At 31.8% G+C, this 25,137-nt stretch carries 23 protein-coding genes, 1 tRNA gene, 1 other RNA gene and 1 riboswitch; of the genes, 16 read left to right on the top strand and 9 right to left on the bottom strand.

The genetic code is table 11. The features are described 5' to 3' along the window. Positions 1 to 85: 85 nt before the first annotated feature. The 3 genes from N4A31_05490 (at position 86) to kdsA (ending at position 2,460) form a co-directional block, all read left to right on the top strand. Positions 86 to 162 (top strand) — tRNA-Arg (locus N4A31_05490). A gap of 30 nt (positions 163 to 192) precedes the next feature. Continuing rightward, on the top strand, positions 193 to 1,626 hold the full coding sequence (gene glnA / locus N4A31_05485; protein ID MCT4635673.1) for a type I glutamate--ammonia ligase: 1,434 nt from the start codon (positions 193 to 195) through the stop codon (positions 1,624 to 1,626). A gap of 9 nt (positions 1,627 to 1,635) precedes the next feature. Then, complete coding sequence (gene kdsA, locus N4A31_05480; protein ID MCT4635672.1) at positions 1,636 to 2,460, top strand: 3-deoxy-8-phosphooctulonate synthase; 825 nt, start codon at positions 1,636 to 1,638, stop codon at positions 2,458 to 2,460. A 7-nt stretch (positions 2,461 to 2,467) separates the two neighbouring features. Here the strand turns inward: kdsA and N4A31_05475 are convergent, their stop codons facing one another. Continuing rightward, positions 2,468 to 3,589: an SAM-dependent methyltransferase gene (locus tag N4A31_05475; protein ID MCT4635671.1), complete on the bottom strand. Its 1,122-nt coding sequence runs from the start codon at positions 3,587 to 3,589 to the stop codon at positions 2,468 to 2,470. Next, positions 3,586 to 4,380, bottom strand: coding sequence for a prolipoprotein diacylglyceryl transferase (lgt, locus tag N4A31_05470; protein ID MCT4635670.1), 795 nt, complete (start codon positions 4,378 to 4,380; stop codon positions 3,586 to 3,588). The genes N4A31_05475 and lgt overlap by 4 nt, the downstream gene beginning before the upstream one ends. A 67-nt stretch (positions 4,381 to 4,447) precedes the next feature. Between lgt and N4A31_05465 the strand changes: the two genes are divergently transcribed. From N4A31_05465 to N4A31_05440, 6 genes are all read left to right on the top strand, one after another. After that, complete coding sequence (locus tag N4A31_05465; protein ID MCT4635669.1) at positions 4,448 to 4,684, top strand: accessory factor UbiK family protein; 237 nt, start codon at positions 4,448 to 4,450, stop codon at positions 4,682 to 4,684. 2 nt (positions 4,685 to 4,686) lie between these two features. Then, positions 4,687 to 5,229, top strand: a complete 543-nt coding sequence (locus N4A31_05460) for a hypothetical protein (protein MCT4635668.1) — start codon at positions 4,687 to 4,689, stop codon at positions 5,227 to 5,229. Between the two features lie 166 nt (positions 5,230 to 5,395). After that, the gene (locus N4A31_05455; protein ID MCT4635667.1) at positions 5,396 to 6,772 is read left to right on the top strand and encodes a hypothetical protein; all 1,377 of its coding nucleotides are present in this window, start codon (positions 5,396 to 5,398) and stop codon (positions 6,770 to 6,772) included. A 10-nt stretch (positions 6,773 to 6,782) separates the two neighbouring features. Next, entirely contained in the window at positions 6,783 to 8,021 is a 1,239-nt protein-coding gene (locus N4A31_05450) for a hypothetical protein (protein MCT4635666.1), read from the top strand. A 2-nt stretch (positions 8,022 to 8,023) separates the two neighbouring features. Then, a complete protein-coding gene (gene rnd / locus N4A31_05445; protein MCT4635665.1) occupies positions 8,024 to 9,136 on the top strand; it encodes a ribonuclease D in 1,113 nt (370 codons plus the stop codon). Between the two features lie 110 nt (positions 9,137 to 9,246). Beyond that, a complete protein-coding gene (locus tag N4A31_05440) occupies positions 9,247 to 12,024 on the top strand; it encodes an ATP-binding protein (protein MCT4635664.1) in 2,778 nt (925 codons plus the stop codon). Here N4A31_05440 and N4A31_05435 read toward each other — a convergent pair. Together N4A31_05435 and N4A31_05430 are read right to left on the bottom strand one after the other, a co-directional pair. Beyond that, entirely contained in the window at positions 12,019 to 14,556 is a 2,538-nt protein-coding gene (locus N4A31_05435) for a UvrD-helicase domain-containing protein (protein MCT4635663.1), read from the bottom strand. The genes N4A31_05440 and N4A31_05435 overlap by 6 nt on opposite strands. 1 nt (position 14,557) lies before the next feature. Beyond that, positions 14,558 to 15,055 (bottom strand): histidine phosphatase family protein, encoded by a 498-nt coding sequence (locus N4A31_05430; protein MCT4635662.1) that lies wholly within the window; start codon positions 15,053 to 15,055, stop codon positions 14,558 to 14,560. A gap of 269 nt (positions 15,056 to 15,324) precedes the next feature. Further along, positions 15,325 to 15,432: riboswitch (TPP riboswitch) on the top strand. Here N4A31_05430 and N4A31_05425 point away from each other — a divergent pair. The 7 genes from N4A31_05425 to tenA all read left to right on the top strand — a co-directional run bounded on the left by N4A31_05425 (position 15,417) and on the right by tenA (position 19,793). After that, positions 15,417 to 15,677: a SemiSWEET family transporter gene (locus tag N4A31_05425; GenBank protein ID MCT4635661.1), complete on the top strand. Its 261-nt coding sequence runs from the start codon at positions 15,417 to 15,419 to the stop codon at positions 15,675 to 15,677. Its footprint overlaps the riboswitch before it by 16 nt. Continuing rightward, complete coding sequence (locus tag N4A31_05420) at positions 15,664 to 16,281, top strand: thiamine diphosphokinase (GenBank protein ID MCT4635660.1); 618 nt, start codon at positions 15,664 to 15,666, stop codon at positions 16,279 to 16,281. Before N4A31_05425 ends, N4A31_05420 begins: the two co-directional genes overlap by 14 nt. Before the next feature lie 15 nt (positions 16,282 to 16,296). Then, positions 16,297 to 16,905 carry a thiamine phosphate synthase gene (gene thiE / locus N4A31_05415; protein MCT4635659.1) on the top strand — a complete coding sequence of 203 codons (609 nt, stop codon included), beginning with the start codon at positions 16,297 to 16,299 and terminating at the stop codon, positions 16,903 to 16,905. Continuing rightward, on the top strand, positions 16,902 to 17,678 hold the full coding sequence (gene thiM, locus N4A31_05410; GenBank protein MCT4635658.1) for a hydroxyethylthiazole kinase: 777 nt from the start codon (positions 16,902 to 16,904) through the stop codon (positions 17,676 to 17,678). Before thiE ends, thiM begins: the two co-directional genes overlap by 4 nt. Then, the gene (gene thiD, locus N4A31_05405) at positions 17,675 to 18,478 is read left to right on the top strand and encodes a bifunctional hydroxymethylpyrimidine kinase/phosphomethylpyrimidine kinase (protein MCT4635657.1); all 804 of its coding nucleotides are present in this window, start codon (positions 17,675 to 17,677) and stop codon (positions 18,476 to 18,478) included. Before thiM ends, thiD begins: the two co-directional genes overlap by 4 nt. Positions 18,479 to 18,481: 3 nt before the next feature. Then, positions 18,482 to 19,114 carry a hypothetical protein gene (locus N4A31_05400; protein ID MCT4635656.1) on the top strand — a complete coding sequence of 211 codons (633 nt, stop codon included), beginning with the start codon at positions 18,482 to 18,484 and terminating at the stop codon, positions 19,112 to 19,114. 19 nt (positions 19,115 to 19,133) lie between these two features. Further along, entirely contained in the window at positions 19,134 to 19,793 is a 660-nt protein-coding gene (gene tenA, locus N4A31_05395) for a thiaminase II (protein MCT4635655.1), read from the top strand. Here the strand turns inward: tenA and N4A31_05390 are convergent. The 5 genes from N4A31_05390 to N4A31_05370 all read right to left on the bottom strand — a co-directional run bounded on the left by N4A31_05390 (position 19,790) and on the right by N4A31_05370 (position 25,128). After that, a complete protein-coding gene (locus N4A31_05390; GenBank protein MCT4635654.1) occupies positions 19,790 to 20,788 on the bottom strand; it encodes a hypothetical protein in 999 nt (332 codons plus the stop codon). The genes tenA and N4A31_05390 overlap by 4 nt on opposite strands. Positions 20,789 to 20,831: 43 nt before the next feature. Further along, positions 20,832 to 22,391 carry a DNA polymerase III subunit gamma/tau gene (dnaX, locus tag N4A31_05385; protein ID MCT4635653.1) on the bottom strand — a complete coding sequence of 520 codons (1,560 nt, stop codon included), beginning with the start codon at positions 22,389 to 22,391 and terminating at the stop codon, positions 20,832 to 20,834. An 18-nt stretch (positions 22,392 to 22,409) separates the two neighbouring features. Continuing rightward, positions 22,410 to 22,505: signal recognition particle sRNA small type (ffs, locus tag N4A31_05380), an RNA gene on the bottom strand. A gap of 41 nt (positions 22,506 to 22,546) precedes the next feature. Beyond that, positions 22,547 to 23,815 (bottom strand): MFS transporter, encoded by a 1,269-nt coding sequence (locus N4A31_05375; protein ID MCT4635652.1) that lies wholly within the window; start codon positions 23,813 to 23,815, stop codon positions 22,547 to 22,549. A gap of 71 nt (positions 23,816 to 23,886) precedes the next feature. Continuing rightward, positions 23,887 to 25,128, bottom strand: a complete 1,242-nt coding sequence (locus tag N4A31_05370) for an MFS transporter (protein ID MCT4635651.1) — start codon at positions 25,126 to 25,128, stop codon at positions 23,887 to 23,889. Between the last annotated feature and the right edge of the window lie 9 nt (positions 25,129 to 25,137).

The raw sequence follows: 25,137 nt of genomic DNA, 5'->3' as shown, positions 1-25,137 counted from the left end.
TGTTTTATAATTGAAGGCTTTGATATGGAGCAAATTATATTGCTATATTCAATGAAATACACTACCCTATATGTGAGTTATTGAAGCATTCGTAGCTCAGCTGGATAGAGCATTGCCCTCCGAAGGCAAAGGTCGGACGTTCGAATCGTCTCGGGTGCACCAATGAGCTTTATATAAATGGAGTTAGAAAGAATGTTACACTTAAAGGACTTTAAAGATTTAAGTAAGTTTCTTAAACATCAAGAAAAGGATCAAGAAATAGTGTTCTGTAATTTTCGTTTTACAGATCCTCGAGGAAGATGGCATCATATGACATATCATATCGATCAGCTTTCTCAAGATACTTTTACTAGAGGTGTGATGTTTGATGGCTCATCAATTAGTGGCTGGAAAGAGATTCATCATTCAGACATGATTATGTTACCGGAGTTATCTTCAGCTTTTATAGACCCTTTCTCACTAAATCCAACTTTGGTATTTATTTGTGACATTATTGATCCAGTGGATGGAAAAGCATATATTCGAGATCCTCGTTCTACACTACAAAAAGCTAAAGATTATTTGAGTAAATCTGGCTTAGCGGATGAGGCATTTTTTGGACCAGAATTAGAGTTTTTTGTTTTTGATTCAGTACGTTTTGATGTCGAAGCTAATGAATCTTTTTATAAAGTGGATTCATCTGAGGGGCCTTATAATACTGGTCGTGAATTTAAAGAAGTAGGTAATCTTGGTCATAGACCAGTGGTTAAAGGTGGTTATATGCCAGTGATGCCTATGGATCACTTTAATGATTTACGAGGTGAAATGTGTTTGTTTCTTAAGCAAGTAGGGATAACTCCATTAATGCACCATCACGAGGTTGCTTCGAGTCAATGTGAATTAGGTTTCAGGTTTGGTGATTTAATAGAAACTGCCGATAATATTCAGAAATATAAATATGTGGCGCATAATGTAGCAGATGGTTTTGGTAAAACGGTAACTTTTATGCCTAAACCAATTCTTGGAGATAATGGTTCTGGAATGCATGTTCATCAATCTCTTTGGAAAGATGGTAAGCCATTATTTTCTGGAGATAAATATGCAGAATTATCAGATGAATGTTTATATTATATTGGTGGAATAATTAAGCATGCTAAGGCAATTAATGCATTTACTAATCCATCTACCAATAGCTATAAAAGATTGGTTCCAGGATTTGAAGCTCCAGTATTACTTGCTTATTCTTCGCGTAATCGTTCAGCATCAATTAGAGTTCCTTATGTTCATTCTGCTAAAGAGAAGAGAATTGAAGTACGTTTTCCTGATCCTACAGCTAACCCATATTATGCATTTGCTGCGATGTTAATGGCAGGACTTGATGGTATTAAAAATAAGATCCATCCTGGTGAAGCAAGTGAAAAGAATCTATATCAATTACCAGAAGAAGAATTAGCAAAAATTAGCACAGTGAGTTATTCATTGAAAGAATCTCTATCCAGTCTTTCGGAAGACAGAGAATTTTTAAAAGTGGGTGGAGTGTTTACTGATGATCAGATAGATGCTTATATTAAGTTAAAAATGACAGAAGTTGCAGAGGTGGAACAATCACCACATCCTGCAGAATATAAATTATATTATAGTAGCTAGAGGAATCTTATGCATAAACATATTAAAGTTGGTAATGTGACATTTGGAAATGATTTGCCATTTGTTTTAATTGCTGGACCATGTCAGATTGAGTCTCGTCAGCACGCTCTTGAAATGGCAGAAGCATTATCTTATATCGCTAAGGAGATGAATATTGGATTTGTTTATAAATCTTCTTTTGATAAAGCTAATCGCACAAGTATTGAAGGAAAAAGAGGAGTGGGATTAGCTAGTGGATTACCGATTTTAGAAGAGGTGAGAGAAACATTTGGCTGTCCGGTATTAACAGACGTTCATACAGAGGAACAATGTGCTATTGTTGGAAGGTCTGTTGATATTCTTCAAATCCCTGCTTTGTTATGTCGTCAAACAGATTTACTTGTTGCTGCTGCTAAAACTGGTAAAGTTGTTAATGTAAAGAAAGGGCAATTTATTGCCCCTTGGGATGCGACTAATATTGTTGCTAAGATAGAGTCATGTGATAATAACAATATTATGCTTACTGAGCGTGGTACATCTTTTGGTTATAATACTTTGGTTTCTGATATGCGTTCATTGCCTATTATGAAGAAAACGAATTATCCTGTTATATTCGATGCTACTCATTCTGTGCAACAGCCAGGAGGACAAGGTGGATCCAGTGGAGGACAGAGAGAATTTGTTGAGGTTTTAGCAAAAGCTGCTGTGGCAGTTGGAGTTGCGGCAGTGTTTATGGAAACTCATCAAGATCCAGATAATTCGCCTAGTGATGGACCTTGCATGGTGCATTTAAAAAACATGCCTAAATTGGTGTCTAAGCTAGTTGAATTTGATAAAATTGCTAAAATGGCTTAATTATAATTTAAGTATTAGAAATTAAGCTGGAGGCCTCGAATCCTATAGGGACGGGGAGTTTTTTGCTATAAATTGCTATGGCTTTAAATAATTCTCCCATTTGTTTTGGGTGAATTAGGCGGTTTAGCCTTGAGTCAATATCTTTTTGTACTTCGGGGCTGGCATTTTTCTTAAGCATTTCAGCGCGAATATGAATGCCAAGATTTTTTAAGAGTTCTCCTTGAGGAACACTGCCATATGTTTTGCAATTATTAGCCAAAGCAGATTTTTTAAGAGCAAAAAAGTCTACATGGGCTGTTAGATCCGCTCTTCCAATATCATTAAAGATTGGATGATATTTATGGTCTTTAATTGCTTGAAGAGTGTAATTATAAGCAGTTCTTTCTAATGGATTTATATCATATCCATAATCAATAGCTAATAGATATCCTGGAGTTTTTTTAAAAATTTCTGCTAGATGTTGAATAATTTCTAGAGCTGGATAGCATATTTCAACAATAGATAAATCTTGGCTATTAGGATGTTCTTCATTTAAAGAATTGCTTAAGCTGTCTGGAATGACTGTTTTTATTATATTGTATTCCTCAAGATTTAAGGTGACTGAGCGCTCATACCAAACATCTTTCTCTTTAACGTATTGGTTAATGGGGAGGCAATCAAAAAATTCATTAGCTAAAACAACAATAGGTAAATCATTAGGTAGAGAATAAATGCTATTATGCCATTTACAAAAAATATTATAGGCGTCAAGGCGTTGCTTTTGAATTTCAATTAGGCGCTTATTAGTTTCAAGAAAATGAATATTAAGAGTTTGATGAAAATTTTCTATATGTTTTGTGGCTCTCAGTAAGTCTTCCATTAAGGTAGCGCGTCCTGGACCTAATTCTACCAGGTTAAATTTATCAGGGCTACCTAGTTTTATCCATGAATCAACTACATATATCCCAAGCATTTCACCAAATAATTGGCTTATTTCTGGAGAGGTAACAAAATCTCCATCTTTGCCAATAGGGGTATGTTGAATATAGTATCCTTCATTGAGATTATACATGGCCTCACTCATGAACTGTGCCATGGTGATTGAGCCATAATCTTGAATTGCTTGTCTGAGATTTCCTATAATTTTCATTTTTGCTTATGCTTTATGCTGTAATATATTATATATGATCCTGCTAGTATCATGGGGATAGAAAGTAATTGTCCCATGGTAATCTTAGCAAAGACAAACCCTATATGTAAATCTGGTTCTCGATAGTTTTCAATCAATCCACGAAATAAAGAGTATAAAAGTAAAAATAGACCAGATGCCATACCTTTAAACTTACGAATTTTATCATATAAGAAAAATAAAATTAGAAATAGTATTAGGCCTTCAAGCAATGATTCATATAATTGACTAGGATGACGAGGAAGAATTTGGTTAGGAAAAATTACTCCCCAAGCTACTTCAGTGGTTCGCCCATATAATTCTCCATTAATAAAATTTGCAATACGTCCTAGAAATAAACCAATGGGCGTGGCGCAGGCTAGTAAATCCATAACTCTAAAGAATTCTACTTTATGTATTCTACAAAAAATGTATGAAGCAATAATTACCCCCAGCAGACCGCCGTGGAAAGACATGCCACCTTCCCAGGTTCGAAGAATTTGTAATGGATTGCTTAAATATAAGAAAAAGTCATAAAATAAAACATATCCTAAACGTCCACCAATAATAATTCCTATTATGATATAAGTGATAAGATCATCAATTTTTTTAGTTTCTAACGGATTGGTTTTGTTGAGTTTATTTAGGTGTTTAATATATATCCAAGACAGTAAAATACCTGCCAAATATGACAAAGAATACCAGGTTATTTTTAAAGGGGTGTTGCTTATTGATAATATTACAGGATCAATATTAGGAAAAATAAATGCCATTGGTTAATTAAGTGTTTTGATATTTTTATATTATAATATATTATATATTTAATAATGGGAGAAAATTATGAGCAATTCTTCAGATTTTACAAAAGTAGTGAATAGTGCTTTTTCAGCTGTTGGTGGAGTGGTAAGCGATGCTAAGGCAGAATTAGATGATAGAATAATGAACTATCTTAGCAAAATGGATTTGGTTAAAAGGGAAGAGTTTGAAGTTGTTCAAAAAATGCTTAAAAAATATTGTTTAGAACAAGAAAAGCTAAAAAAAAGAATTGCTGAATTAGAAAATAATTTAAAGGAGTAGTGATGGTAAAAGATTTAAATAGAACAATTAGAGTGAGAGGGGCTATCAAGATTGTTATAGGAATACTGATGTTAGCACTAGTTGATCTGGTAGTATACATAGGTGCTGTAGTCAGATTCATTGGTGGATTGAGTTTGATATCAGGTATAGCAACAAAGATCACTTCTTTCTATTCTCAAGACAAGGAAAAAAAAGCATTCTGGCAAGAGCGCACTAAGAAACTAATGTATTTTGGAGGTGTATCATTTATAGGTGGCTTCGCTGCAGCTATACCTTTTTTAGCAGGTTTTGCTGTAATATTTGAAGGAGTCTATAATATAGTTAAAATGCAGGAATCTTATGGTATTAAACCTGGCTTAAAAAAAGTAGGAAAGTTTATGGAGAATCTTGTGAGTGGTGCTTTTAGATCAAAAGCTTCAGCAGATTCAGATGCAATAGATGTAAAAATTTTAGAGGAAAAGAAACCTGCTGCGAAGAAGCCTGCTATAAGAAAAAATGCTGCCAATAGCGCAAAGAAAAAATCTCCTACTTCAAGTAAAAAATAGAGTAATAATTTCTACTTGAGTTTAGTATATTTTCTGAAGTGACAATTACCAGGCTTTGCAGTAGAATCACAAAATTAGATTTAAGTTGTATAAGCCAGTTTTCCTGTTTTATCATGACTTAAGCTTTTTATTAATATTAAAAATTTCTTAGAAATATGAAAGCTTTATGCGAATAAAACTATCAAAGAAAATTGTAATTGTTATTTTAAGTCTTTTGCTTGCAGCGGGTGTGGGAAGGATATTAAAAGTTAAAGGGTATATCCCTAAGGATGCCTTTTATCAAGGTTTGGTCAAGCTTGATGTTGCCAAGCAGTGTTATAACGCATATAAAACTATGTTAGAAGTTTTTAATCAAGAAGGCTTAGATTACAAAAAAGAAAATGAAAAAATTATAGCTAGTAGTTTAGTTAAACTTTTAGATCAAAATGCTGAAATATCTGAAATTCCTAAAATTCCTTCCGTAACTCATAAAGTATTTTTTATATCACTAAAATCTCCTCCAGTCTTAAATGATTTTTATATTGAAGAAATGAAGGTCAATTTTAGCAAACTAAATAGCTTAGGTCATGATTGGCAGCACAATATTTGGACTAATAAAGCTGATTTTATTCCCGAAGAAATTAGAAATATAAAAGGGGTTCGAATAAGAGATGTGGAGGAATTTAAAGATAGTCAATTATATGAAATATTATTAGAAATTCTTGATAAGGGGCAAGATATAAAACCTCATCTTGCTGAAGCCTCTGATTTGATTCGTTTGATGGTCCTACAAAAATTCGGTGGTATTTATAGCGATATGGATTATGAAATTTATAATCCTAAGGCATTGTATGAATTAATGCAAAAATTTGATTTTATTGGTGGTCGGGAGAAACAAACAGAATTTAGTTATTATGGAAATGCATTTATAGCTGCCAAGCCTAATCATCCTGTTATAAATGAAGCATTAAGAATGTCGTTAAGAAATAGGGTTGTTAATTTAGAGCGACCAATTTATATAGAATATCCATGTAAAGGATATGATAAACTGTATTTTAATGGTCCCCCATTACTTACTATTGCTTATTTTAGAAAGAATAATATAGATAGTAACAATGATGTAATTCTACCCCCGTGGATGATTTATAATTTGAACTTTGCCAGATTTAAAAATGGGATTTCTTATTCTAACGAAGAAGATTCTAATCTTAGCTTCTTTGAAAGAGTTAAAAGAATGTTTAGAATAAATGTTGCAAAAGACATCAATAAAGTTTGTAATTACTCTCGTATTACTAAAGATCATTTCAATCTAAACAATCAAAATTTAGATCAGTTAATTATAGATTTTACAGATAATATTACCATAGAAGATGTTCAAAAATATTATGAAATCGATGATAATATGATTAGTGAAGACTATAAAAATAATATTTATTATAACATACAAAATAGAAGAGATTTCGATATAATAGGCGCAGATATGTTTTGTGGAAGCTGGACCTTTGGTGGAAAGGTTTTTAGAAGAAAATATTATTGGAACCTACCTTGGTCATACTCTAAGTGAAAGATAGTAAATGAAAAAATATTTTATAATAGTTGGTTTATTTATTATAGCTTTGGCTTTTATTCCTGGAGTTCAAAAATTTTTTGAAAAACAAAGATATTATAAATATTTATTGAAGATGAATATAATTAAATATTGTTATGTGGCTCATCCAGATATTAAAGAAATTATTGCTCAAGAGGGGTTCGATTATTTTTCTCAGGATAGGGAGGTTACTTCTAATAGCTTAAGAAAATTGGAAGATAAAACAATTAAGAAAAAAGATACCCCTACTATTCCAACAATTAGTCATCGAGTATATTTTTCTGCACAAGATTCTCAAAAAAAACTAGATGACTTTTACATTGAAGAGATGAAACTTCATTTTAATAATCTGAATAGTTTAAGTAACACTTGGAAGCATTTTATATGGACTAATCAACCGAGTTTATTTCCGGCTGAAGTAATAGATATCAAGGGAGTGGAAGTTAGGTCTATAGAGGAGTTTAAAGATCATCCAACATATGATTATGTTGTTGAAGCTCTTAATAAGGGGAATAATTCAAGGCCATATTTGACAGAGGCAACAGATTTTGTCCGTTTAATGGTTGTCCAAAAATTTGGTGGAGTATATACGGATAATGATTATGAGATTTATAATTTAGAAAAGTTTTCTGATTTAATGAATAAGTTTGATTTTATTGGAGCTAGAGAAACTATAAGATTGGATAGTTTCTATACCAACTCATTCTTTGCTGCTAAACCAAATCATCCCATCTTAAATGACATTTTAGAAAGAAGATTAAGAAACTATAATATAATAGATGCTCCAATTTATACTAAATATCCATGTAATATTTACGATAGAATTTTATTTAATGGTCCAGTATTGATGGCAATTTCTTATTTTGCTAAAAATAACATAGATGGCAATGATGATATAATTTTGCCCTCATGGATGATGATGAATATGGACTTTTCTCGATATAAGAACAACAACTGTAAACTGTCTGAAATTACTAAAGATTCTTTTAAGAAAACTAGTGAAAATTTAAATGAGATTATTGCAAGTTTTGTTATTAAGCCAAAGCTAGAGGAGTGGCAACATACATATAATCTTGAGAATCCTTCTAGTGAGCAAAATATTTACTATAATCTTAAAGATAGAGCTATGTTTAGTATTATAGGTTCAGATGCATCTTGTGGAACTTGGATTATTAAAGGCAATCATAAGAAGTTTCATTATTGGAATTGGCCTTGGAATAAATAATTATGTATATCACTACAAATTTAGAGCTGAAGAAGTTTTGTGATAGTATTAATAATGAAAATTTTATTAGTATTGATACAGAGTTCTGTAGAGATAAAACTTACTATCCTCAATTATGCTTGGTGCAGATAGCTACCAAAGATACAGCAGTTATTATTGACCCCTTAATTGAAGAATTAGATTTAAATATTCTAAATTCTATTCTTCAAAATTCCAAAATTACAAAAGTATTTCATTCTGCGAAGCAAGATTTAGAAATTATACTTATTATTTTTAATGAGTTGCCAAAAAATATTTTTGATACTCAGATAGCAGCAAGTTTCTGTGGAATGGGAAGTTCTATAAGTTATGAGTCCTTAGTGGGTGAGGTTTTAGGAGTTAAGATTGATAAAAGTCATTGTCTTAGTGATTGGACTAAGAGGCCATTATCTAATCAGCAGATTAGTTATGCCCTAGGGGATGTTACTTATTTATATACAATATATCCTAGATTATTGTCTATGTTAGAAGAGCAGGACAGGGTATCTTGGGCTGAAGAAGAAATTAGTAATCTTAATCAAGTAGACAATTTTTTTGTTAATATGGATCAAGCTTGGTCTAAGTTAAGAAACAAGCATCGTATAAAAATTAATTTAGTTATTAAAAGATTGGCGTCTTGGAGAGAATTGCAAGCAAGAAAATTTAATCTTCCTCGTAATCATTATTTAAAAGAACAATACTTATTTGATTTAGCTAGGATTTCACCTATTACTATGGTGGAGCTAAGAAGAATAAAACATTTTGAGAAAGTTTCAGAGGAAGATGGAGAGGAGATTATTTCTATAATTAGGGATGCTCTGAATGAACAAACAGAATTAGATTTATCTGATAAAGGATCAGATGAAGAAAAAATAAACACAACATTATTGTCTAAGCTAAAAATATTATTGGTTGACAAGTCAGAAAAATATTTATTACCACCGAGTCTTATTTCTACCATACAGGACCTAAAAAATTTCTGCAAATTAAATTCTTCAGGTGAGGGTTTGATAGTAACTGGTTGGAGGTATAAAGTATTTGGTGAGGAAGCTATGAGGTTAAAGCAAAATTTCATATCATCTATTTTAGAAAAATAATTTGACTATAATTTATGATTAAGATAAGATTCCACTTAAAGGTTATTATTAATAAATTAACAATAACCTTTAAAGGGGTGATTTAACATTTTTGTATTGGAGAGTTAAACGTGCCTTTTAATGTAGATTCATTCATTTTCCTTGTTTTTTTAGTAATAAACTTAAGTGCCGGTATATTTTTTGGTAGAGGTATCAAAAGCATCAAAGAATATGCAATAGGTGGTAGAAATTTTTCTACCTTAACGATAGCTGCTACATTGGTGGCAACCTGGATTAGTGGAAGCGCTTTTGTTAATGATTTGTCTCAATCATATAGTAATGGTTTATATTTTATTTGGGCAATAATGGGGGCCTCATTATGTTTCTTGGTCATTGGTTGGTTCTTTGCTCCAAGACTTGCTGAGTTTCTTGGGAAAGTTTCGATAGCTGAGGCTATGGGAGATTTATATGGTAAGAATGTTAGAATAATATCCGCTCTTGCTGGATGTGCAGCCACTTGTGGATATATGGCGGCACAGATTAAGGTTTCTGGAATGTTATTTGAATACGCATTTAACCTTCCTAGTGAGTATGGAATGATTGCTGGGGCTACTATTGTGGCAATCTATTCTTCTTTTGGTGGAATTAAATCAGTTACTTTTACAGATGTAATTCAATTATTTACTTTTGGTACCATAATTCCAACGCTAGCTTTTTTTGTATTTGGTAGTCTTGATAGTATGAATGTTGTATTAAGCACTGTTCAAACAAGTGAGCTATTTAATTACAAAGAAGTGTTTGATTTTACTCAGCCGAAATCATTATATTACTTGTTTCTATTTTTATATTTTATGATGCCAGGTTTTGAACCACCAATTTTTCAAAGAATTTCAATGGCAAAAAGTACATCCCAAGTCAGAAAATCATTTATGATTGCTGGATTTACATGCTTATTTATTTTAATTATTATGTCTTTTATTGGTGTGTTGGTTTTATCTTTAAAACCAGGATTAGAAGCAACAGATGTAATAAAACACGTTATTTTCGAATATTCATATGTAGGTTTAAAAGGGTTGACTATGATTGGTATCATGGCAATGGTCATGTCAACCATTGATTCTTTTATTAACTCTACTTCGGTATTATTTGTACATGATTTCTGTAAACCTTTAGGAGTGAAGTGGGTTAAGAATGAGCTTATGTCTTCTAGAATTACAGCTTTAGTTGTAACCATAATTTCTTTAAAACTTGCTTTATCTGGCGGTAATATTCTCCAGCTTATTATTTTAGGAGCAAGTTTCTATGCGCCTGTTGTTACAGCTCCTTTTATTATGGCTGTATTTGGTTTTAGAACCAGTTCTAAATCTGTGTTAATTTCAATGGTGGCTGGTATTTCTACAGTAATCTTTTGGACAATAATTTTACCAGATTGTGATATAGATAGCGTGATTCCAGCTATGTTTGTTAATATCCTATTTTTAGTGGGAAGTCACTATCTTTTAAAACAGCCTGGAGGGTGGATAGGTATATTAGATGAGGCTCCATTAAGAGAATTAAAACAGCAGAGAAAAGTAAGACTAGAGAATTTCAAGAAATCTATAGTAAACTTTAGATTATTTGAGTTTCTTAAAAAATATACTCCTGCTCAGGAACATCTTTATATTTCGGTTAGTTTGTTTTGTATTATTTCAATTTTTGCAGCTATGTATGCTATTCCAAAAGATTTTCATGTTAAATATGAAGATTTAATAGATTTTGCTTTTCCCACTTCTTTAATTTTAACAACTTCTTTGATGAGTTATCCATTATGGCCAAATTTATTAAGAGAAAAACAGGCAATAGTGGTTATGTGGAATTTAGTGGTTTTCTATGTATTAGTTTGTGTAGGGTTCCTATTTGTTATTTGTACAGATTTTGCTCAAGCACAAATGATGATGTTTATGGTTAATCTGATTATGCTAGCTGTAGTAGTTAGATGGAAGTTGGCTTTATTAATGATAATAATGGGAGTATTGAGTACTATTACCCTCTTTAAAATTTACACAGGAGCAGATATTGGGTTAGATGGTCTAGAGGCTTTAAAATTTGAAGTTAGTTATGCTTTATTGTTTATGAGTGCCATATTGGTGGCCTTTTTTAAACCACAACAAGATAGGCAAGAATTAGTGGAAGCTAAAATGGGTCTTTTGGGAGAGCAGATGGATAGCATAGATAATGAGCTCAGAAGATCTATGAAGATTAAAAATGAGTTTCTTAATAATATTAGTCATGAGGTTCGCACTCCAATAACAGGGATAGCGGGTCTAAGTCAATCATTATATGATTCTTACGATAACTTGAGTGAAGATCAGCGACGTGAGACTACAAAAAATATCGCTCAAAACTCACAGCGTTTATATAGTTTGATGGAAAATATTTTAGATATCTCAAAATTGGCTAGTTTAAATTATACTTTAGATAAGAAAGAAATAAATTTAAGTAAACTAATTAGAGATAGAATCAGTATTTGTTCTAAAATATACCTGGAAGATAAAGAATTAGAGTTTATTAGAGATATAGAAGATAATATTGTGGTAAATTGTGATGAACATTATATTCAATCCACTTTAGATAATTTGATCATTAATGCTATTAAATATAGCCAGGCGGGTAGAATTACTATTACTTTAAAGAGAGATAACCATAAAGTAAGATTCAGCATTAAGGATGAGGGAGTTGGAATTCCAAAGTCTGAATTAAAGAATATTTTTGATCCTTTTGTAGTTAGCTCTAGAACTTATACACCAGCTGGCGGCAGAGGAATAGGTCTAACTTTATGTAGAAAGGCTATTGAACTACATGGTAATAAGATATGGGCAGAGAGTGACGGGGAGAAAGGATCAACTTTTCTTTTTGAGTTGACTCTATAATTGATTCTGGCATATGCTATACCAAGTTTTATCTGAAATGTTTTCTGTTTTACTAGAGCCGGTGATGATGATCTCATCTTCAGCTCTAGTTAAGGCTACATATAGCAATCTTAAATATTCTGCGTATTCTTGAGCCATATTTTCAGATTTTATATTTATTATATCTTCCGAATAATATTTTGCTTTTCCTGGCCAGAGTAAATTGTGCTCATTTAGCCAAAAAATACTAGTGTCATTATGAGGAAGGTTGGTAGTGTCAGTTAGGATAACTATTGGAGCCTGCAATCCTTTCGCTCCATGAACAGTCATAATTCTTACTTTATTATTATTTTGAGATAGATCTCTTTGGACCTCCATTTCTGTCTTATTCAAGAAAGTTATAAATAATTGTAGATTAGAAATATTATCTTTCTCAAATTCTTCTACAAGGTCTAGGAAAGCATCTAATACATCATTAACTTCAATACCGAAATATTTGATAAATTTTTCTCTATATCCTTTTGACTCTATTAACTCAAAATAGAATTCATATAATAAATTAGGAATTAGACTCTCCATGAAACAAACAATATCTTGGTATTTTTTGGTTTCTTTTAAGCGGTTCCATAATGATTCTTCTCTTGTGCAACATAGGTTTAGTAAATCTTCTTCAGATAGATTAAACATTGGAGATTTAAGGACTATAGCTAAATTTAGGTCATCATCATTACATAGAACAAAATTACTCAATGCTATTAAATCTAGAACAGCAGGATGTTCAAGTAATTTAATCCTATCTAATCCACTCACGGGAATATTCATCTGTCTTAGACTTTTAATTAGAGTATGGATAAAGTCATTTCTTCTGCGTGTTAGGATTAATATATCACCAGGATTAATATTACGATTTTTGCTAGAGATAAATTTCTTACTTTCTAACCAAAGGGCAATATTTTTTGCAATTTTTATAGCAAGCAAATCATCTGCATTATGATATTTCTTAGAGTTGTAATCATTGGGTAATTGCCATGATTTATCTATTGTTGCTTTTGGTTCAATAACTAAGGGCCATACTTCAACAGATCCCTCAAAATTTTTGCTAACTAGATGCTGAATATTATCTTTTTCTGCGCTTACTAAAGGTCTTATATGATCTTGATTGAAAATATCGTCAACAAATTGTAAAACTCTACTTCCGGAGCGAAAAGAGGTATTTAGTTGGGTGCGAATTACATCTTGGGGTAGATATTGATCCATAGCATTAAAAATAGATGGATCAGCTCCTTGAAATCTAAAGATAGATTGTTTTGAGTCCCCTACTATAAATAAACTCTTGGTTGCTTCGTTGTCGTAAAAAAACTCTTCGCTGATTTTATTTATTATTGACCATTGATTAGGGCTATTGTCTTGTGCTTCATCAATTAGTATATGATCTATTCCTCCATCCAGTTTATAGCGAATCCAGTCGGCATATTCACTATTACTAAGTAAATTACTAGATAAGCTAATTAAATCGTCGTAATCAAGGGTGTTATTTTGCTTTTTTAAATCTTGATAAACTATTCTTATGTAATAACTCAAAGTAATAAATGCTTGAGTTAAATTCTTAGTTTTAATTTCATTGTATATTTTGTTAAACTGTAAAACTCTCTGTTGCTCAGAAATTAATATTTCATATAAATGAGGATTATCTTGGCCAAGTTTCTTAGTTATTATAGATTTTAATGCTGAGCCTGTTTTGCTTAAGAAACAAGATAGATAATCATTTATTATCATAATTTGAATTTCTTTCGTCGTTTCTAAGAATTTGCTTAAGTTATTAGCACGAGTAATATCAGATTTGCTGCCTGTATTTAGTATGTTAATATGAGATTGATTTATTGGTATTGATCTTAAAAATTTGGAGACTTCTATTTCTTCATCATTATGAAGTTCTAAGTTTAAATTTTGGTTGGTTTCAAAGAAATGGTCTAATTTTTCTCTATTATTAATAATTTCTTTTATTAACTCTTCCAAGCTATATTCTTTAATGTGCCAACTTAAGTATTTTATGCTTGGTTCTAGTTGAGGATAGTCATTGATTGAATCTAAAAGAATGTCTTTTGCTTGTTCTATAAAATTTCTTATTTTATTGTTATCTAGCAAAGTAAAGTTTAAATTTACTCCTGCTTCAAAAGGAAATTTTGTAAGTAATTGTTGACAGAAAGAATGAATGGTTTGAATATTTAGAGGGTCTGTAGAATCAACAAATTCTGTGAACAAGACTCTAGCTTTATGTTCTAATTCTGGAGTGATATCATCAAATCCTAGAGCCTTAAGTTCAACAACTAAATCTTCTCTATTACACATACAAAGATAGGATAATTTTTGATTAATACGGCTTAAGATCTCTGCTGCTGCCGCTTTTGTAAAAGCCAAACACAAGATTTTATTTGGTTTAATGTTATGGAGTAATAGATTTAATAATCTATCTATTAGAATTTTTGTTTTACCTGTGCCAGCAGAAGCTGAAACAAAACTAGAAAAATAAGGCGAGATTGATTTTTGTCTCATGTTAACGCCAGAATTCTTTAAGGCTGATATTGCTTGGGTCTAGGGTTTTCCACGAAGCTATATTAGTTTCATAAAGTGCTAAGCTGCCAGGAGAGAATCCTTGCAAAACTTCAAGATAATGGGGAGAAGAGCTAGAGTCTTTAGCAAGAAATTTTCCAGCCTCCGAAATAGTAGGATTATGAGATATAATCAATATATTTTTATTTTTAGGAGTTATAGAAATAATTCTTTGGAAAAAAGAATTTAAAGAGGCATTATAAAGCTCATTTTCATATTGAATAGTTTTTATAAGGTTTAAATTTAATAAAGTAGTTTCAATGGTTTGACGGGTTCTAAGAGACGATGAGCATAATATAAGATCAATGTCTTGAATGTATTTTTTTAGAGTATTAGCAATATCTTGGCATTTTAGAACACCCTTATTGCTTAGGTTACGATTGAAGTCATCTGTATTACTAATGGCGGCGTGCGCGTGACGTAAAAGAAATATGTTTTTCATATGCCATACTCTAAAATTTATTGAGAATGGAACCACTTAAAGAACGTTGACTGAAATAATCCACACGTAGACGGATTTTTAAATGTTGGGCCCCATATGAGAAAACCACGGTCAGCTCAGGAATAGCGCCCTCTTGTAGACTTATTGCCCCTGGGAATTTAGTAATCTAACAGATCTAGCAGCAAGCCATTCTCTTTGGAGATTATACACTAATATTGCCATAATTACAAGACGCTTGACAATGAAAGGGGTTTTTATTACACTGCAATTATATTCATCAGGGGTGCCTTAGAATTAATTGATTTTTTGAGGCTGAGAAATACCCTTAAAACCTGATCTAGTTAATACTAGCGGAGGAAGCGTGAACGTTATAACCATGTTTGGTCTTGTGGCCACCATTACTTCTTTTGTTGGGCTAATGCCTCAAGTATATAAAATTTATAAAACCAAATCAGCCCATGATGTATCTATGATTATGCTTTATAATTATCTGATATGTTCTATATCTTGGATTGGTTATGGAATTTACACCTCATCTGAATTCGTAGTTTATAGTAATATTGTTGGTTTTTTAACTAGTTTAATTTCTATTTTTCAGAAGAGGTATTATGATTCCGCATAAGTATTTTCCAAGGCATAAATCTATTTTATGTTTAAATGGTGACTTGCCAGGTTCTGATTTTTTTATTCAAGATAAAACTATTATTGCTGCCGATGGAGCTCTAGATAAATTGCTTAAGGTAGGAATAAAACCTTCTATCATTATTGGTGATTTAGATAGTATTGAGCAAAGCACATATCAAGATGTAGAAATAATTCATCGTCCTAACCAGAATAAATCTGATTTCCAAAAAGCTATGGAATATCTTAAAGAGCAGAAGTTACTGCCGGCTATTATTTGTGGAGTAAGTGGTGGTTTTATTGATCATATTTTACAGAATATTAATGTGGTTCTAGAAAATGACTGCATATTTTATGCTCCTCCAGTTATTGGTTATGTAATCAATTCTCCTTCTGTTTCAAATTATAATTTTAATAATAACACTAAGATATCTTTATTTGGTATTCCTAAAGCTAGGATTAAAACTTTTGGTTTAAAATGGGAGTTAAATAATGCTATATTAGAGTTCCCAGGGTTTAATTCCTGCTTTAATAGAACGGTTTTAAAAAACGTTTCTATAGAAGTTATTGAAGGTAAAGTGCTAATGTTATCTTATTTGGAATGAAGATATTGGTAAATTATGAATCGTATGAAGCTTTGTTTGGTAACTAATATAAATGATAAAACTATAGATGAATATTTAAATTTTATAGCCAAAGCCGTCCGTGGTGGAGTTACTATGGTCCAGTTACGTGAAAAGTCTAATGATTATAATAAGATAAAGGCAAGAGCTTTAGCTTTAAAGAATTTTTTATCTCCTCTTAAAATTCCTTTAATTATTAATGACTTTGTTGATATGGCTATTGAAATAGATGCAGATGGAGTGCATGTGGGAAATGAGGATATGGATGCTTCTCTTTTAAGAGAAAAATTGGGGCCTAATAAAATAATAGGAGTATCTGTTGAAACTTTAAAAGATGTGAATAAGGCTAATAATTTACCCGTAAATTATATAGCGGCAAGCGCTGTGTTTCCAAGTTCTAGTAAGCTTAATTGTAAAACCTTTTGGGGCATTGATGGACTTAAAATGGTTGTAGAAGAATCTATTCATCCGGTTGTAGCTATTGGAGGAATCAATTCCACCAATATACAAGATATTTCTCAAGCTGGAGCTGAAGGAGTGGCTGTTATCGGCGCCATTCATAATGCTCATGATCCATATGAAGCAACGAAGAGGTTATTAATATGATAGATGAAATTGAAAATAGTTTAGAAAATTTGCATAAAATTAAGCCGTTGGTGTTAAATTTAACAAATTCTGTGACAATGGATTTTGTAGCTAATAGCTTATTAGCATTGGGTGCTGCCCCTATTATGTCTGAAGATATAAGAGAAATGGAAGAGCTTATTCAAATAAGTTCAGCAGTATATATTAATATTGGCACTTTAACAGTAGAGTTTATAGAAAGAGCAAAATTTGCTTGTATTACTGCTAAAAAATATAATAAAGCAGTTATTCTTGATCCAGTTGGTGTAGGAGCGACTGTAATAAGAAAAAAAACAGTGAAAGAAATTCTACCATTTATAGATATTATAAGGGGCAATGCTAGTGAAATAATGGCTGTGTATGGACTGGAAGCTATGGGATTAGGGGTGGAGTCAACTCATCAAGTAAATGATGCTTTAGAATCAGCAAAAGAATTGGCATTACGACAAGATATAACAGTTGTGGTAAGTGGATCCCAAGATTTTATTACTGATGGTAAGCGAGAGGAGATATTAAGTTTTGGATCAAAGGTAATGCCTTTTATAACCGGAATGGGATGTAGTTTAACAGCAGTGATTGCAGCTTTTAGAGCGCTGAATTCTGATTCATTCGAGTCAGCAAAATTGGCTGTAGCTTATTTCAGTTTATCAGGACAAATAGCTGAAGGTTCTGCTAGAGGTTCTGGTTCATTTAGAGTAGAATTTATTGATTGTCTTAATAAACCTAATTGGAATAAAATGAGAGAATTGTTATGAAACACAAAGTATTATCTATTGCAGGGTTCGATGGTTCTGGAGGTGCAGGTCTGCAGGCTGATCTCAAAACTTTTTCTGCTCTTGGTTGTTATGGAATGAATGTATTAACTGCTTTGTCAGTGCAGAATACTTGTGGAGTGAGGGCTTGTTATGACATTCCATTGGTGTCGATAGATGAGCAGCTTGAAGCAATTTTTGATGATATTCCTCCAAATAGTATTAAAATAGGAATGTTACTTAATAGTGATATTATTAAAGTCGTGGCTAAATTCCTTAAAGATAATGCAAAGAATATCCCCATTGTTCTTGATCCTGTTATGGTCGCAAAAAGTGGTAATGCTTTATTATTGCCAGAAGCAGTGGAAGCTTTAAAAGAATTACTCATGCCTATTAGTACTATTATTACTCCTAATTTACCTGAAGCTATAGAATTAACAGGAATATCATCACCTTCATATAATAATATGATTCTAATGGGAGAAAAAATACTTGAGTTTGGTCCTAAGGCGGTATTGGTGAAGGGGGGGCATTTAGATTGTAAGACATCAAATGACCTATATTTAGATAATGAAGGTAAGAGCAGATGGTTTGAAGGTTCTCGTATTAAATCTAAAAATATACATGGTACGGGCTGTACTCTTTCTGCAGCTATTGCTTCATATTTAGCTCTTGGTATGGGGTTAGAAGAATCTTGTAAACTTGCAAAAGAATATTTACATGGAGCAATTAATGCTGCTAAGAATGAAAAGATTGGTAATGGATGTGGTTCAGTGCATCATTTTTATAAAATATGGAGTTAGTATATGCGGTTTTCAGATATAGCTTGGAAACAGTCTGAAGATATGTTCTATAAAATTATAAATCATCCATTTAATCAGGAAATGATGAATGGAACTTTAAGTATGGTTACATATGCTAATTATTTAGAACAAGATTATAATTTTGTTACTGTGGAGAGTAAATTTGAGGCGATGATTGCTGGTAAGATTGCTTCAGAATATAGGGAATTTTTCTTAGAATATTCAATTTCAGCTTCTGATTATGCCGAAGAGATTGAAGTGTTTTTTCAAGAAAATAAAAATATTTCTAAAACTGGAGAAAATACTCCTGCAACCTATAAATATACAGATGCTTTGCTTCGTAGCACTGTTGATAAATCTATAGAAGTTCAAGTTGCTAATTTCTTGCCTTGTGTTTGGTATTATAGAGAATTAGGTGAATATTTTGCGAATCATCCTTATCCCGATAATCCATATCAAGACTACATAGATTCTTTGAATGATCCAAAATATATTAAAGATGTTTATGAGGCCATAGACATTTTTAATGATTTGGCTGAAAGCTCCTCTCTAGAAGTAAAAGAACAAATGTTAGATGCATTTTCTAAAAATGCTGGATATGAATTTGATTTTTTTAATGATGCTTACAATATTTAAATTATAAGAGAATATGGTAATGAAGTTATCTACTAGAGCTTGGAATAAATCTTCTTCTATTTATCAGGCAATAATAAACCATCCATTTAATCAAGAGCTTATGCAAGGAATTTTGGCTAAAGATAAATTTGCTTGTTATATAGAGCAAGACATTTTATATCTTCAAGATTTCGCTCGATGCCATGCAATAATGGCTAGTAAAGTCTCTCTTGAATATGTAAGAGCTTTTCTAAAGTATTCAGATTATACCTTTGTTGCAGAGCAAGAAGTGGTACATCAGTTTTTTAAAAAGGCTTTTGGTTTTAAAGAAACAGGTTTAGTCACTTCTGCCACTCTTAGCTACACAAGTTACATGTTGAGATCTTGCTTGAATGATTCTCTTGAAGTTGGGATGGCTACACTTTTACCATGTTTTTGGATTTATAGAGAAGTTGGTAATTATATTGAGAAACATGCGGATAAAAGCAATCCATATTATCGTTGGATTGAAACTTATGCTAGCGAAGGTTTCAGTAATACTGTGGATGAAGCAATTGGAATCTTTGATATGTTAGCTGATAACACCACTGAAAATATGAGGCAGAGAATGCTAGACGCATTTTATAAAAGCGCTTGTTTAGAATGGCATTTCTGGAATGATGCATATAAAATACAATCATTTGATGATGTAAAATGTTAATTTTCTACAGAAATTTCTATAGCATCAGTTATTCCTAGAAATTCACAAGCTGAGTCTATAATTGGGTAGGTGCAGATATCCTCTTTATAATCAGAGATAAATTGTATTCCTGTAACGGCAGTGGCTTTAGCAAAGGAAAATGCAGCTAATTTAGAAATTGTTACAACAGCATCATCATAGCTTGATGTGATTAGTTTCGCTCCTGTAACAGCAGATAAACCAAGTATATTAACAAGTTTAAATCCTAGAACTTCAGTTTCTTCAAGTTCTTTAACTATTTCATTATCAAAAATTGTGTCAATCATAATAATACTTGAAGCAGCAACCACAATGTTATTTTTACTTAGAATCAGCATAGATGTCATTGTAGAATATTCTAGAAGTTTGATTGGGTTTATTTTATCTATACCTAACTCATGAATAGCATAGGGAGCTAAAAATGATCCAACGAGTCCTGTTGTGGCTATTATAGCGCTTATAGGAGATAAATTGATTGCTCCAGATTCTGTTAGAACATTTCCCATCCAAGAATAAGCATAATATCCTATGCTACCTGCAGCGACGCTATATACAAAACTAGTTTTATAAGCTAAATCTGTGATTATATTCTCTATAGCTCCAATAGAAAAGAAAACAGTCATTCCAGTGGAGGTAATGGCAAATGTTTTTGCTGCTTTTACTCCAATAAAATCATCTTTATTGTATAGCATTTCTTTCATGCTATTTTGAATTAAAAGATTTGGTAGATATTTTGCTGTTTGGAGCATTCCTAAACAAGGTATATTGGGGAGAGTTGCATTAATTGGAGAATAAAATTGGTCTTGAATTACGTTATAAGCACCAACATCTACAATTCTATTGTAAAATGGTTGAGTGTGAAGAGGAAATGGAGTGGATATAGGAGCCACTATAGAAACGGCCTCACCTACTTGCAATCCTAGTAGAAGATTTTTTTTGTATAATTCAATATAGTTTTTTGTATTATTATAAGTCATAACTCCTCTTTTATTTATAAAATTGTAAAGGTCTGCTAAGGGATTAGTTCTTTGTTATGTTTTTAATTTGAGCGTTAGAAAAGTTTTTTAAAACTTCTTTCACCATATCATTTTCTAAGAATTTATCTCTTTCTTTAGCTTTGGCATCTTCAGCTTGTGAAGATAAGGTGGGGGTACCGTTATCTGTTGATAGAATAATATTCCATTTATCTCCAGTCCATTCTTGTAAAAAAGAGGCAACTTTCTTAGCAAAGTTAGGTGGTACAGAATTGGTGTGACGAATTGTCACTTTTAAGGGCTCGAAATCTATTAGATGTACATCATTAAGCAAATATTGATAGAGAAGCATTTCTCGATTTTGATGAAATAATTGAACTAATTCTTCAAAGTCATTAATTGCTAATTTAGGGCGAGAAATAGATTCTTTAGTTTTTATAGGAGCTTTAATAGGTTCAGAGCTTTCTATACTATTAATTAAATCTTCTGGAGTAGGGATTTCACTTAAATAACATAAACGAATTAGTAACATTTCACTAGCAATTAGTTGATTATGCGAGGCTTGTATTTCTTGTAGTCCTTTTAATAGCATTTGCCATAAAATTGTTAAAGAAGCTATGCTAATATTATTGGCTAAAGATTCTAAATTTGTTATTTCTTCTTCGCTATATTCGAAGCTTGGAATATCTATATTTAATTTTAGTTTTGTAATATTATGAACTAACTCCATCATTTGCTGGAATATATAAACCAGATCTTTGCCTTCATAATAGGAGCCTTTAATTAATTCTGTAGTTTTTTGAGCTTCTCCAGAGATTGTTGCAGATAATAAGTCAATAACCCTAGAATTATTGCTATAACCAAGTAGATCTTTAACTTGTTCTTTTGTGATTTTATTGTTATTGGCATTAGAAATTATTAAGTCTAATAATGATAGACTATCTCTCACAGAACCTTCGGCATGAAGAGCAATTAAATGCAGGGCATCATCATCAGCTAAAATCTTTTCTTTATTTATAATGTCTTTAAGATGATCTACCAATTGTTCTGAAGTTAACCTCTTAAGTTCAAATTTCTGACATCTAGATAAAATAGTGATTGGTACCTTGCGAAGTTCGGTAGTAGCAAAAATAAATTTTACATGTTCAGGGGGCTCTTCTAATGTTTTTAATAATGCATTGAAGGCGCTATTAGAGAGCATATGTACTTCATCGATTATATATATTTTATATTTTCCAAGAAGCGGTAAGTAACTGGTGTTTTCTATAATTTCACGGACATCATTAACTCCAGTACGGCTAGCAGCATCCAGCTCAATAATATCTGGATGGGTTGCAGATATAGCAGCTTGGCAATTATCACATTCTCCACAAGGAGTTACTAGTTTTTCATCAATAGTAGGAGAAGTGCAGTTTAAGGTTTTAGCTATGATTCTTGCAGTTGTAGTTTTTCCTCCACCTCTAATTCCGGTGAGCAGGAAAGTATGAGCAATTCTATCAAGCTTAATGGAATTAACAATTGTTGTTACTAGAAATTCTTGTCCCTTAAGATCAATAAAACTTGATGGACGGTATTTGCGTGCTAAAACTAAATAATTTTTACTCATATCATCAACCAACAAAAATTTGAAGCTAGTAACGGCCTATCTGAATCTATAATGCGGCTGCTTTCTTTCGAACCTGACCGAGTCTTCATAGAAAAAATACCCATTACTAGCCACATTGACTATAAAGGAAATGGTAAGTTGTGGCAAGATAAGTTTTAATTATCAGTATTTCTGTGTTTTTGATAAATTCTATAGGGTACTAACCAGGTGAAGACTAAGCTTAAGAATCCGAGTATAGTGATTATAATAAAAAAGTTTATCCATCCTTGAGAATCAACGATGATACCAGAGAAGGCGGGGAATATCACTCTAGACATTCCAATGGCAGAAGCAAGTAATGCATATAAAGTGGTAACATATTTTCCGCGAGATAATCCACTTATAAACGCTATATAAGCTGTTGTGGCCATTCCTCCGGTGAAAGACATATATCCAATTATAAAGCCTAAGGCTAATATGTTTTTATCAAAAGATGCTAGGAAAATAAATAGCGCATGACCAAATATATGAAGAAGTCCAAAGTTTAACAGGCAGCTTTTAATATCAAATCTATGGAGAAGTGGGCCACTTACAATTCCACCTATAATCGCCATTGTAATGCCAAAGATTTTGGCAATGCTAGCTATTTCTTCTGCGCTATATCCACTTTGAAGGAGGAATGGGTTAAGCATAATAATAAACATACTTTCAGGAAGTTGATATAACATGATAAATAATATAATCCAAATAAAGTTCTTATAACCTAAGAAATGCTTAATAGGATTAATAAAAATATTATGGAATAAAGTTTTCTCTTTATTAAACCATGAATTATGTGTTGTTATATTTTGTTCTTTGTAACTATGGTAAATTAGAATGAGGAATACGCTATAAAAAACGGCTAATGCTATATATATATGAAACCAGCTGATATAAGCTGAGGCAAAGATTACTCCAGCGCCAGTTAAAAACATACCGAAGCGATGGCCAACACTATAAATGGCAGCTCCTGGTCCTTGCTCAAAAGTTTCTAGAGCTTGAATACGATTTCCATGAAAAATGACATTTTGAATAACCGAGAACAAAGATATAAAAAATCCTGCAATAGCTATCATCCCTAGGTCATGAGAGGGGTTTAAGAATCCCATAGTTGTTAACGAAATAATTAATGAGATTTGGCTAAAGATGAGCCAAGCTTTATATGGGCCTATTTTATGTAATATAGGTATTTGATGTTTGTCAATAAAGATAGCAATAAAATATTTTAGAGCATAAGGTAAAGTAATTAGTGAAAATAATCCTATTGTTTTATTGTCAATTTCAAAGTCAGCTAGCCAGAAATTTAAAGTATTTCCACTAAGAAGAAAATTCATTCCGTTTATAAAACCAAATAAACATACTCGTAATAGCCGGATTTGAAGATATATTGCTAAGGATTTATACATTAAGTTAGAATATGATTATTTATAGTCAGATTATATTAACAAATACGCATTCCTAAAACAACTACTTAAACCTAGGGGGTTTTATAGATTTGATAAATTCTATCTGGTATGAAATATGTAAAAGATAATGTAAAGAATCCAATAACGGTCAGGATAATAAAGAAATTATACCAACCAGAATAGGATGCAATAACACCAGATATAGCAGGAAATATGATCCATGATAGACCAATAATGGAGCTTAATAATGCGTATAAAGTTGTAACATGTTGACCGCGAGATAATCCACTGATGAATGAGATGTAAGCGGTTGTAGTCATTCCTCCAGTTAGTGCTACATACCAAGTTATAAAATATAAAGCAGCTATATTCTTTTCTATAGAGGCAAATATAATAAACATAGCATATCCAAGAACATGAAAAATTCCAAAGCTGAGCAAGCTTCTTCTAATGCCAATTTTATCTATAATAAAACCACCAATGAGACCACCAATGATAACCATAAAAAGACCGCATAATTTAGAAGCGCTAGCTATTTCTTCTGCATTATAATTTTTATGGAGTAAGAATGGGTTAAGCATAGTCATTAACATGGTGTCAGACAATTGATATAATAGAACAAATAAAACTATCCAAGTGAAATTCTTAAATCCAGAAAACTGTTTTATTGGCCCTATAAATATATTATTTAACAGACTTTTTTCTGGTTTAAACCAAGCATTTTGTTCTAAGGATTCTGGTGCTGTATAGTAACGATAGATCATAAGAGCTAATATAGAATATACAAAAGCGAGTCCAAGATAAATATTATGCCAGGATATATGGCTTGAAATAAAGATAACTCCAGCGCCAGTTAAAAACATCCCCAAGCGATAGCCAATATTATATATGGCACTACCAGCACCTTGTTCAGACTCTTTTAGAATTTGGATTCTATTTCCATTTAATATTATGTATTGGATAACCGCCGCTAATGATATAACAAATCCAGTTATAGCAACAAGAATTAAATTTTTTGTAGGATCCAATAAACTCATTATAAGCAGCATTATAATTAAAGTGATTTGACTAAGAATGATCCAGCTTTGATATGATCCAAATTTAGGGTTTGAAAGAGATATTTTATCTATAAAGATAGCTATAAAATACTTAAATGCATGCGGTAAGGCAATAAAAGAGAAAAAACCAATAATTTTGATGTCAACTTCAAAGCTGGCTAGCCAGAAGTTTAAAGTATTGCCACTAAGTAATAACCCCATTCCATTGATCAAGCCGTATAGACAAATTTTTATAATATTAGCCTGGTTATGCATTTAAGTTTT

This window comes from Rickettsiales bacterium, assembly GCA_025210695.1.
In the GTDB taxonomy this organism is placed as follows: Bacteria; Pseudomonadota; Alphaproteobacteria; order Rickettsiales; family CANDYO01; genus CANDYO01.
The sequence above is the reverse complement of the archived record's forward strand: the minus strand, read 5'-3'. Positions and strand labels throughout refer to the sequence as shown.